We start from the raw sequence: 12119 nt of genomic DNA on the forward strand, positions 1-12119 counted from the left end.
TGCGGAGGGACGGCGATGGACGCCATAAAAGGGCATGAAGATAAGAGTGAGACGCGTGCAGAGTTTGTGCAGGCGTTGGAGGCTCGTCTGGGATGTGAGATTGTCGTCACCGGCACTGATGTTGCCGTCTATTGTCGTGACTGGCACGGCGATATCCAGTCCGATGCTGTGGCCGTACTGCGCCCGCGCAGCACGGCGGAGGTGCAGGATTGCGTACGTGCGGCGATTGATCTCGGCCTGCAAGTTGTCCCACAGGGCGGCAATACCGGATTGGTGCTGGGCGCAGTGCCCGATGCGCCCGACCGTCAGGTGGTTGTGTCTTTAGAGCGGATGACAAAAATTCGCAGCCTTGATGCCGATAACTTTTCAGCGGTGGTTGAGGCAGGGATCGTGTTAGAAGATTTGAAAGAGAAGGTAGCGCAGGAGGGGCTTTATTTCCCGCTGGCATTGGGTGCGCAGGGCAGTTGCCGTCTGGGAGGCAATGTGGCCACCAATGCGGGTGGGGTGAATGTTTTGCGCTATGGAATGACGCGCGAGTTGTTGCTTGGGCTGGAGGTTGTGCTTCCTGATGGCAGTTTGTTCGAGGGGCTGAATTGTTTGCGAAAGGACAATAGAGGTATTGATCTTAAACAACTTTTCATTGGGTCAGAAGGCACTCTTGGTATTATTACTGCTGTGTCGGTCAAGCTCTTGCCTGCGCCGGAGCAGGTGGCAACAGCTCTTCTAGCGCTTGGGTCTCTGGAAGATGCAATTACGCTCTATCGCCGAGCGCGGCGGCAATGTTGTGATCTGATGTCGGCCTTTGAGTTTATGCCGCCTATAGCCTTTGAATTAGCGAAAGAGGGTATGCCGGACCTCGTTCTGCCAATGCAGGCAGAATATCCCGCTTATGTCTTGATGGAGCTTTCCGGTTCCGGATTGGTCGATATAGACGACTTGATGGTCCGCTTCGTCGAGTTTGCCTTTGAGGAAGGGTTAGCCCTCGATGGGGTGATCGCGACGTCGCAGGCGCAGGCGCGTAATTTGTGGCTGATCCGCGAGGGTATGAACGAAGGGCAGGCCAAGCGTGGGAAGCATTTGCGTACCGATATTTCCGTACCCCTATCGCGGATGGCCGAGTTCGTTTCGGAGGTAGAGGCAAAAATTGGGACTGAAATGCCAGATGCAATCTGCGTGTCTTATGGTCATGTGGGCGATGGGAATGTGCATTTGAACGTATTGCCAGGGAGCCGCGGAGATGTGGATGAGCAGATCTACTGCGCCAAACAGATCGCCAATGAGGTTTTGGACCGCTATAACGGTTCAATAAGCGCAGAGCACGGGATCGGGCGTCTAAAAAAAGACGATTTCAGTCAAAGACTTACCGATGTTCACCGCCGATTGCTGGAGTCTGTCCGTAGCGCGATTGATCCGGCGTTGACGATGAATAGAGGGTGCCAGATCGACCTGTGACGGGAGTGGTCTGCTTGTCAGGCAAGGGGAAATTTAATGGACAATGAATTTGGACAAATCAAACGTGTTGCTCATCTTCCGACGCGAATTGCGTCGGAGTTTGCCAAGCGAATTTATGATGGCTCTCTCAAAGCCGGAGAGAAATTACCGACTGAACACGCTTTGTCCAAAAGTTTCGGGGTCAGCCGTACCGTTGTGCGTGAAGCCATAGCTCAACTCAAAAGTGAAGGACTAGTGGAAACTCGGCAGGGTGTAGGGGCGTTTGTTATGAAGCGCCCAGATCGTCAGATTCAGTTGGATGACGCTAAGTCTATGGATAAAAATGATTTTCAATCACTCTATCAACTGCGGATTCCGTTGGAGATGGAGGCTGCAGCTCTTGCGGCAGTCCATCACACTGAGGAACACATGGCGGCGCTCAGTGCTGCGCTTGTGCGGATATGCAACACAGAGGATTGGGGAAACTCCGGGGTTGCAGCGGATCTCGATTTTCACCGTATTATCGCGGAATCTACCGGAAATGACTATTTTTCACAGTTCGTCGGCGCGATATCGGATCGAATCAGCCATGTGATTGTGATCGCGCGCACAGAGGGCCAACTGGAGGATGTGATTTCTCGCACGGTTGAGGAGCACACGGCTATTCGAGACGCGATCCGCACAAAGGATCCGGTCATGGCGCGTGCAGCAATGCGGCGTCATTTGATTGGTTCAGCCCTCAGGATTGGGTTAAGTATCGAATTTTATTCATAAAATATAAATTTAAGTTTTTTCTATACATTGCCAGATTAGGGCTTGCGCCTCAGACACTCATGCTATTGTAATGTTGTCAGACAACAGGTGTCTTGCAGGGCGTATGGAGGCGCTCTGCCAATTCAAGGGAGGGTCTCAATTGGCTTTAGCGGATAAGTTGAAGGCTGATCATATCTTGCCGGCTGATCATCATCAGGCTGCACTCGTCGGTCGTGTCTGGTCGGAGGAGCAGGGCGGTCCTTGCGTAGTCACGCTGCGTAATGCTCTGGTTTTCGATTTGACGGCTATCGCCGCAACCATGTCAGGGCTTCTAGAGCGCGACGATCTCTTTCGTATATTGGAGCGTGACGACCTACCTTGTCTGGGAGGACTTGATGAGTTCCTCGATGGGACTTCAGGGCGTCTTCTGGCGCCTGTGGATTTACAAGCCCTGAAGGCTGCGGGCGTGACGTTTGCGGAAAGTATGTTGGAGCGTGTGATTGAAGAGCAGGCAAGAGGCGATGCTGCTCGTGCGCAGGAAATCCGTGGACGTCTAGCACCTGTCATCGGGGAGAACCTACGTGATATCAAGGCGGGCTCCGCCAAGGCGGCGCAAGTCAAGACGTTGCTACAAGATATGGGTCTGTGGTCTCAGTATCTCGAGGTCGGTATCGGACCGGATGCCGAGATTTTTACAAAGTCACAACCCATGTCCGCAGTAGGATGCGGTGAGCGCGTGGGTATCCACTCAATGTCCCATTGGAACAATCCGGAGCCTGAAGTTGTATTGGTTTTGCGCGCGGACGGAAGCATTGTTGGCGCGTCTCTCGGCAATGATGTCAATCTGCGTGATGTAGAAGGGCGTTCGGCGCTGCTTCTAGGAAAAGCAAAAGACAACAATGCCTCTTGTGCTCTCGGGCCGTTTATCCGCCTTTTTGATGATACGTTCGCGTTCGACGATCTTGATAAGGTTGTTGTGTCGCTTTCCGTTGAAGGTGAAGACGGGTTCACAATGACGGGCGAAAGTCCGATGCAGGCAATCTCGCGCAGCCCTACTGATCTTGTCGGACAAATGCGCAACCGCTCTCACCAGTACCCAGACGGCGCTGTATTGTTCCTTGGCACAATGTTTGCGCCAACTAAGGACCGCCACGGTGTTGGGCAAGGGTTTACGCATGAAACGGGAGACCGCGTCGAGATCTCGGCTCCGTCTCTGGGATGTTTGGTGAACAGTGTAGATTACAGCGATGCCTGTCCGGAATGGTCGTTTGGCACAGTGGCCCTGTTCCGCAACCTGTTCTCCCGAGGTCTCGGGGAGAAGGTGTGATCATGGCCCGTATAATTGATCTTTTCTACCGTCTTCTTGATCTGGTGATGATCCTGCTTCTAGCGGGAATGGCCGTGATGGTTTTTCTGAATGTGGTTCTGCGCTACGGCCTAAACTCCGGCATTCCTGTCTCGGAAGAACTATCGAGATTCTTTTTTGTCTGGCTGACCTTTATCGGTGCCGTCGTGGCCCATCGGCACAATATGCATATGGGAATGGAAACCTTTGTCGCAGCACTTGGACGACGTGGGCGGATGCTGATGATGGGTGTTTCTGACCTTCTGATCCTCGGTTGTTCTTGGGTGCTGTTTCTCGGCACATGGAAGCAGCTTCCGATCAACGCCAGCATGACCGCGCCTGTTTCGGGGCTTTCTATGGCATGGGTCTACGGAACCGGGATGTTCACTGCGGTGATGATTGCACTGATTACAGCGACGCGTTTCCTGCGGTTGGTTACAGGGCGGATTACCGAAGATGAAATTGCTGCCTTTGCCGGCGAACGTCATCAATTTGACGAGACGCCTGCCTCCGGCAGAGAAGGAGGGGCACAATGACTCTTGTTGTATTTATCGTATCTCTGATCGGGGCGATGATGACAGGTGTGCCGGTCGCCTTTGCGCTGATTCTCTGTGGCGTTTCTCTCATGAGCTACATGGGTATGTTCAACACTCAGATCATCGCACAGAACATGATGATCGGAGCGGATACCTTTACTCTTCTGGCTATTCCCTTCTTCATTCTGGCTGGGGAATTAATGAATGCGGGCGGCCTTTCAAAACGCATTATTGACTTTTCGATCGCCTGTGTAGGTCATATCCGGGGCGGTCTGGGGATTGTGGCGATCTTTGCCGCAGTAATCCTCGCCAGCATCTCGGGTTCTGCAGCAGCGGATAGTGCTGCACTGGCGGCGATATTGCTGCCGATGATGGCGAAGGCGGGATATCATTTGCCACGCTCTGCAGGTCTGATTGCGGCGGGAGGCGTGATTGCACCTGTAATTCCACCATCAATGGCTTTTATTATCCTCGGTGTTGCAGGGAATATATCGATCTCCAAACTGTTCATGGCAGGGATCGTGCCGGGTGTCCTGATGGGGGTCGTTCTGATCGCGACATGGATCATCGTCGCCCGCAACGACGATGTGGCGACCTTGCCTAAAGCGAACTGGGAAGAACGCGTTCATACTGGTGGTCGGGCGATCTGGGCATTGGGAATGCCGGTGATTATCCTTGGTGGGATCAAGTTCGGAATTGTAACGCCGACAGAAGCTGCTGTCATCGCCGCCTTTTATGCTTTGTTTGTAGGTACTTGTGTTTATCGCGAACTGAAATTGAGAGATTTGTCACAGGTTCTATTGAATGCCGGGCGCACAACGGCGGCGGTCATGTTCCTTGTCTGTGCTGCGCTTGTGTCGGCCTGGCTGATTACTGCCGCCAATATCCCGGCTGAGATTTCAGGCTATATCGAGCCCCTGATTGATCGTCCAATCCTGTTGATGTTGGCCATTATGGCATTGGTTCTTGTCGTCGGCACAGCGTTGGATCTCACGCCGACCATCTTGATCCTTACGCCGGTTTTGTTGCCGATTATCAAGGAAGCTGGCATCGATCCCGTCTATTTTGGGGTCATGTTTATCATGAATTGCTGCATCGGCCTACTGACGCCGCCGGTCGGTGTGGTGCTCAACGTGGTCAGTGGGGTGGGGAGGTTACCCCTTGGCCGCGTAATCGTTGGTGTTTGGCCGTTCCTGTTGGCACAGATCCTTGTCATCCTGACTTTGGTTCTGTTCCCGCAGATCGTCATTGTGCCAGCAAATTGGTTCTACTGAACCTTGCTACACCTTCAAACTATGAAACTTTTTCACTTGATGATGGGAGGATCTCATGAAAAATTCCAAACTGAAAGCTGCCCTTATGGCCACGGTCGTCTGCGCAGTGGCAAACCCTGCTCTTGCTGATTTCAAAGACCGGAACTTCCGTGTCTCTAACGGGGTGGCCGAAGACCATCCGGTTCATAACGGAATGGATGCCATGCAGGCCTGTCTTGATGACCGGACTGGCGGAAAGATGAAGATGACAGGATTCTGGGGCGGCGCACTTGGCGGCGACCTTCAAGCTACGCAAGCCCTGCGCTCGGGCGTACAGGAAGCGGTGGTGACATCATCTTCGCCGCTCGTCGGGATTGAGCCGGCGCTTGGTGTGTTCGACTTGCCGTTTCTCTTCCGCTCGAACGAAGAGGCCTATGCTGTTATGGATGGCGAATTCGGAGATTTCATTAACGAAAAGCTGGAAAAAGTCGGTTTGGTCAATCTGGCCTATTGGGAGAACGGTTTCCGCAATGTGTCGAACTCCAAACGTCCGATCACCAAGTGGGAGGATTTCGAGGGACTGAAGATGCGTGTTATGCAGAACAACATTTTCCTCGACACATTCTCGAACTTCGAGGCCAATGCGACGCCCATGTCATTCGGGGAAGTTTTCTCGGCGCTGGAGACTAAGGCGATCGATGCACAGGAAAACCCCTATGTTACGATCGACACCTCTAAATTCTATGAGGTCCAGAGCTACATCAGCGAAACCAAGCATAGTTACACTCCGTTCCTATTCCTGTTCTCGAAGGCGATCTTCGACACCTACTCTCCTGAAGAACAAGCTGCTTTGCGTGATTGTGCTGCGGTGGGTCGTGATGTGGAACGCGAAGTGATCCAAACGCTGAATCAGGAATCTCTTGCCAAGATGGAGGAGGAGGGGCTTCAGTTCAATGTCGTCTCCGCCGAAGAACTTGAACGGATGCTGGAAAAATCTCAGCCGGTTTATGACAAGCACAAGACCGAGATCGGTGCTGATGTTGTCGAAATGGTCCAGAGTACTCTGACCGAGATGCGCAGTAATTAAGCGCATCTTTATTGTCTCTAAGGACTCCGCCAGACAAGGGCGGGGTCCGGTTTAGATTATGCACGGGAGACTGTGCCGGTGAAACGTTAGAACCACCCTGAAGGGTTGCAGGCGGAGTTGGTGCTTCGGGTTTCGTTTCCTGCCCGCGTTATCAACGGACAAATTCTGTAGGTCGACGGTGGTCTGCCTGCTGCCTTTCAACCTGTTTATTCAAGGAGCTTGGACATGCCCGCCCCTCACAATCTTTTCAAGGCCGCCTTGGCCGAACGTCGTTTGCAGATCGGTCTTTGGCAGGATCTGGCCAGCCCTTATTGCACGGAGCTTTGTGCAAATGCGGGCTATGACTGGCTGTTGATTGACGGTGAACATGGTCCGAATGACTTGGTGACCATATCAGGACAAATCGCTGCTCTCCGTGGGAGCCGATCTCACGCTATTGTCCGCCCGCCTGTGGGAGAAGCTTGGATTATCAAACAGATTCTTGATGCAGGTGCGCAAACTATTTTGGTGCCGATGGTCGAAACCGCAGAGCAGGCGCAGGCATTGGTACGGGCAATGCGCTACCCGCCGCATGGTATTCGCGGTGTGGGAGCGGTGGTGGGACGTGCCTCCGATTTCGGTCGGATATCCGATTACACGCTCACAGCAGATGCAGAAACCTGCCTTCTGGTTCAGGTTGAAACGACCAAAGGGCTGGAAAACCTTGACGAAATCGCCTCGGTGGATGGTGTGGACGGTGTCTTTATTGGTCCAGCCGATCTGGCCGCCAGCCTCGGCCACCTGGATAATCCCGCCCACCCTCATGTGCAGGATGTGATCGAGGACATGATCGCTCGCATCATTCGCCACGGAAAAGCCGCAGGTATTCTGATAGGCGATTTGGCGTTGTCTAAACATTATGCTGAGTTAGGTGCAACTTTTGTTGCCATTGGTCATGACGTTGGACTTTTGGCGCTCGGAGCATCGAAGTTGTTGGAGGACTTCCATGCAACCGCTCCTGCTCGCGCGACGGACAAGACGAAGGTCTACTGAACGAAGAGCAGGTAGCCGTCTGGACGACTTCCTACTGGTCCGTTTTGTCGCCATGCACGGCCATCAAAAATCAGGTCAATTACAAGGATGTATTTGAAATGCCCGTCTATCTGAGCCAGCTTAAATCTGGCGGTGTCGTTATTCGTGACGAGAATACCGACGTTTCAAACGCGCGGCTGATTGCTCAAGCCACGACATATGATCTGGCACAAGAGGCCATCGCGCGTGCGCTACCATTGTCACAGGTTTTGCCATCAGGCGGAGAAACTGTCGATCTGGCTCTCCTCGCCAGTCAGGGACATCTTGATGTGCCGATGCGCCATCCCGAGCCCGCACGTATGTATCTATGTGGTACAGGGTTGACTCATACAGGATCGGCTTCGACACGCAATTCCATGCATGCGAAATCCGAAGGCCATGTGTCGGATTCAATGAAGATGTTCCAGCTTGGATTGGAAGGTGGAAAACCCAACCGAGGAACCGTCGGGGCACAGCCAGAGTGGTTTTACAAAGGGCCGGGCAGTGAGGCAGTGGCTCATGGTGACCCGCTGATCTCGCCGGATTTTGCTCTGGATGGTGGGGAAGAGCCTGAAATAGCGGGTTTCTATTTGATCGGTCTCGATGGCACGCCGTGCCGCGTGGGGTTTGCCCTTGCGAATGAATTTTCCGATCATGTGACGGAGAAGCTCAACTACCTCTATCTGGCACATTCCAAACTGCGACCGGCAGCTTTCGGACCTGAAATGCGGCTGGGTGCTTTGCCTCGCCATATCGAAGGGCGTTCACGCATATTGCGTGGGGATAAGGTTCTCTTTGATCAACCCTTTTTGTCGGGTGAAGACAATATGTCCCACACAATTTCCAATCTGGAGCACCATCATTTCAAATACGCTCCTTTCAGGAGGTCAGGCGATCTGCATGTGCATATGTTCGGCACTGCAACCCTTTCTTTCGGGTCTGGCATCAAGACACAACCGGGTGATGTGTTTGAAATTTCGGCGCCTGAATTTGGTCAGGCCCTGAGCAATCCGTTGGCTCAGGCGCCAGAGCAGGGTCTGATCGACGTGAAGTCATTGTGAAGGAGAGGCAGGTCATGACAGCAAGTACTTTCACTCCCGCACCTTGGCCGCGCAAGCTTCGGTCACAAGAATGGTACGGAGGCAATTCGCGTGACACGATCTATCATCGTGGCTGGCTCAAAAATCAAGGCTATCCGCACGATCTCTTTGATGGACGTCCCATCATTGGAATCATGAACACCTGGTCGGATCTGACACCCTGCAACGGGCATTTGCGCGACCTTGCCGAAAAGGTGAAGGCGGGCATCTGGGAGGCAGGTGGTTTTCCTGTAGAGGTACCGGTTTTTTCTGCGTCCGAGAATACCTTTCGTCCGTCGGCGATGATGTTTCGCAACCTCGCCGCCTTATCGATTGAGGAAACAATTCGCGGTCAACCGATTGACGGCTGCGTCTTGATGGTGGGCTGCGATAAGACCACGCCATCGTTGCTGATGGCGGCTGCAAGCTGTGATGTTCCTTCGATTGTGGTCACAGGTGGGCCGATGCTGAACGGGTCTTTTCGCGGCGAACGTGTGGGATCCGGCACGCATCTTTGGAAATTTTCCGAGGATGTGAAGGCAGGGAAGATGACACAAGAGGAATTTCTGGAGGCGGAGCAGTCCATGTCGCGCTCAACCGGCACCTGCAACACGATGGGTACGGCTTCGACGATGGCTTCAATGGCAGAGGCACTCGGTATGGCGCTCTCTGGAAATGCTGCAATCCCTGCGGTCGACAGCCGACGTCGTGTGATGGCCCAGATGTCGGGGCGCCGGATCGTGCAGATGGTCAAGGATGATCTCAAACCTTCGGATATTATGACAAAGCAGGCTTTCGAGAACGCGATCCGCACGAACGGTGCCATTGGCGGTTCGACCAATGCGGTGGTGCATCTTCTGGCCATTGCGGGGCGGGTAGGTGTTGATCTGACGCTTGATGATTGGGACCGTTGTGGACGGGATGTGGCGACCATCGTGAACCTGATGCCCTCCGGTGAATATTTGATGGAGGAGTTCTTCTATGCCGGAGGTCTGCCCGTAGTGATTAAAAATTTAGGGGAATGTGGCCAGTTACACAAGGATGCCTTGACCGTTTCGGGGCAGACTATCTGGGATGAGGTGCGTGATGTGCGCAACTGGAACGAGGATGTGATCCGTCCTGTAGACCATGCATTGACCGAGCAAGGAGGAATTGCAGTGCTGCGCGGGAACTTGGCTCCCAATGGGGCTGTTCTCAAACCCTCCGCAGCCAGCGCGCATCTTTTGACCCACCGTGGTCGCGCCATCGTATTCGAGGATATTGACGACTATAAGACTCGCATTAATGACGAGACGCTAGATATCGATGAAACCTGCATTATGGTTCTGAAGAACTGCGGTCCTAAAGGTTATCCTGGCATGGCAGAGGTCGGCAATATGGGTTTGCCGCCCAAAGTGTTGCGGAAGGGGGTGACTGATATGGTGCGAATTTCAGACGCGAGAATGTCCGGCACGGCCTATGGCACAGTGGTATTGCATACCGCGCCCGAAGCTGCAGCGGGCGGTCCTCTGGGGGTGGTGCAATCCGGCGATATGATTGAACTGGATGTGCCTAATCGCCGCTTGCATCTTGATATTTCTGATGCCGAGCTAAAAGCACGTCTGGCGGCATGGAAACCGCGCCACGAGATTGTGACCAGTGGCTACGCCTATCTGCATCAAAATCATGTAGGTGGAGCGGATACCGGAGCGGATCTTGATTTCTTGAAGGGCTGCAGGGGCAATGCCGTTGGCAAGGACAGTCACTGACTGAGGCACTTCCTCGGAATCTTAATCCCGAACATCAGCGGACTTCTGCGCTGGAAGTGTGAGTGAGTTTGCTGCTTTGAATAACTGCTATGACGGAAGGTTTCGGATCCGGAGCCTTCCGATTATTCCCGAAATAATGAAAGGATACGTAATGATGTTCACCCCGCATGGAAAACATCTGATTGCAGGAGAATGGGTTGAAACAGATGCAAAGTTTGTAAATGAACCAGCCCATGGAGCGCCTTCGAGTTTCTCAATGGGAACGGTTGATCTGGTGGACCGCGCGGCGCATGCCGCCGAAGATGCTTTTTGGTCTTACGGCTATGCCTCACGCAAAGATCGAGCCGCATTTCTTGAAGCTATTGCTGACGAAATCGAAGCCCGCGCTGACGAAATCACCGATATAGGTTGTCGCGAAACAGGGCTGCCGGAAGCGCGGTTGAATGGGGAGCGGAGTCGCACAGTTGCACAGTTACGCTTGTTTGCTCAAACCATCCTTAAAGGCGACTATTTGGATGTGCGCCATGATGAAGCCTTGCTCGACCGGCAGCCAATGCCGCGTCCTGATTTGCGGATGATGCAACGACCGATCGGGCCGGTGGCTGTGTTTGGCGCTTCAAATTTTCCGTTGGCTTTTTCTGTTGCGGGCGGGGATACAGCAGCGGCGCTTGCTGCGGGCTGTCCCGTTATTGTCAAGGGGCACTCCTCCCACCCCGGCACCGGCGAAATCGTTGCCGAAGCTATCTATGCAGCCATCCAGCGCACCGATCAGCATAAAGGTGTGTTCTCGATGGTGCAGGGTGGCAAGCGAGAGGTGGGCACTGCGCTTGTGCAGCATCCTATCATTAAGGCCGTGGGGTTCACGGGAAGCCTTGGCGGGGGGCGTGCTTTGTTCGACCTGTGCGCAGCACGTTCAGAACCGATTCCGTTCTTTGGTGAGCTAGGATCAGTGAACCCGATGTTTTTGCTGCCGCATGCCCTTGCCTCTCGTGCTGCCGATTTAGGGAAGGGGTGGGCCGCATCCATGACTGGCTCAGTGGGTCAGCTTTGCACCAATCCCGGCATCGCAGTTGTTCCGACAGGAAGCGATGGAGATGCATTTGTTGCTGCCACTGCCGGCGCACTCAAGGAAATTGCGCCGCAACTCATGTTGACATCGGGTATGGCTGAAGCCTATCGCGCGGGCAAAGAACGGTTCGAGAACCGGAATTCGGTCACTCCCGTTTACACCAGTGAGTCCGAGGGCCGTCAGGCGAGCCCGAACCTCTACGAAGTGACCGCAGACGCGTTTCTTGAAGACCATGCTTTGACTGAAGAAGTCTTCGGTCCGCTTAGTCTAGTGGTGCGTGTTGCAGATGGGGCCGCGATGCCGGAACTGGCGCGGGGATTCGAGGGTCAACTGACTGCCACAGTGCATATGGACGAGGGTGACACCGATCTTGCGTGTGACCTTTTGCCCGTACTGGAGCGCAAGGCTGGACGTGTCTTGTTCAACGGTTTCCCGACCGGTGTTGAGGTCGTCGATAGCATGGTGCATGGCGGACCCTATCCGGCATCGACGAATTTCGGGGCGACTTCGGTTGGAACCATGGCGATCCGGCGCTTTTTGCGTCCGGTCTGTTATCAGAATCTGCCCGCAGTAGTGCGTCCAGAAGATCTAGGCTGAAGCACGTATGCGATGAAGACTATCTGTCTCGGTTCTGTGAAAATGGCTCTCCTGTCTTAACCGGTACAGATTGGGAGTGTTGCTTACGGTTAAAATGCGAGCAACACTCCAAAAGGTTTTTGGGGGGCATCACTTCAGATAAGGTGAGCTAGGAAGGGGTGAACTGTTGCT

10 protein-coding genes are annotated in these 12119 nt (G+C 53.7%); all 10 read left to right on the forward strand.

Features of this window, described 5'->3' with window-relative positions:
• Positions 1-15 precede the first annotated feature (15 nt).
• The 10 genes from BM152_RS11905 to BM152_RS11950 all read left to right on the forward strand — a co-directional run bounded on the left by BM152_RS11905 (position 16) and on the right by BM152_RS11950 (position 11948).
• Positions 16-1452 (forward strand): FAD-binding oxidoreductase, encoded by a 1437-nt coding sequence (locus BM152_RS11905; RefSeq protein WP_066605489.1) that lies wholly within the window; start codon positions 16-18, stop codon positions 1450-1452.
• 36 nt (positions 1453-1488) lie between these two features.
• Positions 1489-2205, forward strand: a complete 717-nt coding sequence (locus BM152_RS11910; RefSeq protein WP_066605488.1) for a FadR/GntR family transcriptional regulator — start codon at positions 1489-1491, stop codon at positions 2203-2205.
• A gap of 139 nt (positions 2206-2344) precedes the next feature.
• On the forward strand, positions 2345-3511 hold the full coding sequence (locus tag BM152_RS11915) for a fumarylacetoacetate hydrolase family protein (protein ID WP_231730550.1): 1167 nt from the start codon (positions 2345-2347) through the stop codon (positions 3509-3511).
• Between the two features lie 2 nt (positions 3512-3513).
• Positions 3514-4065: a TRAP transporter small permease gene (locus BM152_RS11920; RefSeq protein ID WP_066605481.1), complete on the forward strand. Its 552-nt coding sequence runs from the start codon at positions 3514-3516 to the stop codon at positions 4063-4065.
• A complete protein-coding gene (locus tag BM152_RS11925; RefSeq protein ID WP_066605478.1) occupies positions 4062-5339 on the forward strand; it encodes a TRAP transporter large permease in 1278 nt (425 codons plus the stop codon). Before BM152_RS11920 ends, BM152_RS11925 begins: the two co-directional genes overlap by 4 nt.
• Positions 5340-5394: 55 nt before the next feature.
• Positions 5395-6405 (forward strand): TRAP transporter substrate-binding protein, encoded by a 1011-nt coding sequence (locus BM152_RS11930; protein WP_066605472.1) that lies wholly within the window; start codon positions 5395-5397, stop codon positions 6403-6405.
• Positions 6406-6630: 225 nt separating this feature from the next.
• Positions 6631-7437, forward strand: a complete 807-nt coding sequence (locus BM152_RS11935) for an aldolase/citrate lyase family protein (protein ID WP_066605469.1) — start codon at positions 6631-6633, stop codon at positions 7435-7437.
• A gap of 98 nt (positions 7438-7535) precedes the next feature.
• Positions 7536-8516: an AraD1 family protein gene (gene araD1, locus BM152_RS11940; RefSeq protein ID WP_066605467.1), complete on the forward strand. Its 981-nt coding sequence runs from the start codon at positions 7536-7538 to the stop codon at positions 8514-8516.
• Between the two features lie 14 nt (positions 8517-8530).
• A complete protein-coding gene (gene araD, locus BM152_RS11945) occupies positions 8531-10282 on the forward strand; it encodes an L-arabinonate dehydratase (protein WP_066605465.1) in 1752 nt (583 codons plus the stop codon).
• A gap of 151 nt (positions 10283-10433) precedes the next feature.
• Positions 10434-11948: an aldehyde dehydrogenase (NADP(+)) gene (locus BM152_RS11950; RefSeq protein WP_066605462.1), complete on the forward strand. Its 1515-nt coding sequence runs from the start codon at positions 10434-10436 to the stop codon at positions 11946-11948.
• The last annotated feature ends 171 nt before the right edge of the window (positions 11949-12119 follow it).

The sequence above is a fragment of the Celeribacter halophilus genome, from assembly GCF_900114135.1.
Lineage (GTDB): Bacteria > Pseudomonadota > Alphaproteobacteria > Rhodobacterales > Rhodobacteraceae > Celeribacter > Celeribacter halophilus.

Bases quoted from the DNA above. Each gene is read 5' to 3' on its own strand.
- BM152_RS11905 (WP_066605489.1), top strand. From the start codon at position 16: ATGGACGCCATAAAAGGGCATGAAGATAAGAGTGAGACGCGTGCAGAG.
- BM152_RS11910 (WP_066605488.1), top strand. From the start codon at position 1,489: ATGGACAATGAATTTGGACAAATCAAACGTGTTGCTCATCTTCCGACG.
- BM152_RS11920 (WP_066605481.1), top strand. From the start codon at position 3,514: ATGGCCCGTATAATTGATCTTTTCTACCGTCTTCTTGATCTGGTGATG.
- BM152_RS11925 (WP_066605478.1), top strand. From the start codon at position 4,062: ATGACTCTTGTTGTATTTATCGTATCTCTGATCGGGGCGATGATGACA.
- BM152_RS11930 (WP_066605472.1), top strand. From the start codon at position 5,395: ATGAAAAATTCCAAACTGAAAGCTGCCCTTATGGCCACGGTCGTCTGC.
- BM152_RS11935 (WP_066605469.1), top strand. From the start codon at position 6,631: ATGCCCGCCCCTCACAATCTTTTCAAGGCCGCCTTGGCCGAACGTCGT.
- araD1 (WP_066605467.1), top strand. From the start codon at position 7,536: ATGCCCGTCTATCTGAGCCAGCTTAAATCTGGCGGTGTCGTTATTCGT.
- araD (WP_066605465.1), top strand. From the start codon at position 8,531: ATGACAGCAAGTACTTTCACTCCCGCACCTTGGCCGCGCAAGCTTCGG.
- BM152_RS11950 (WP_066605462.1), top strand. From the start codon at position 10,434: ATGATGTTCACCCCGCATGGAAAACATCTGATTGCAGGAGAATGGGTT.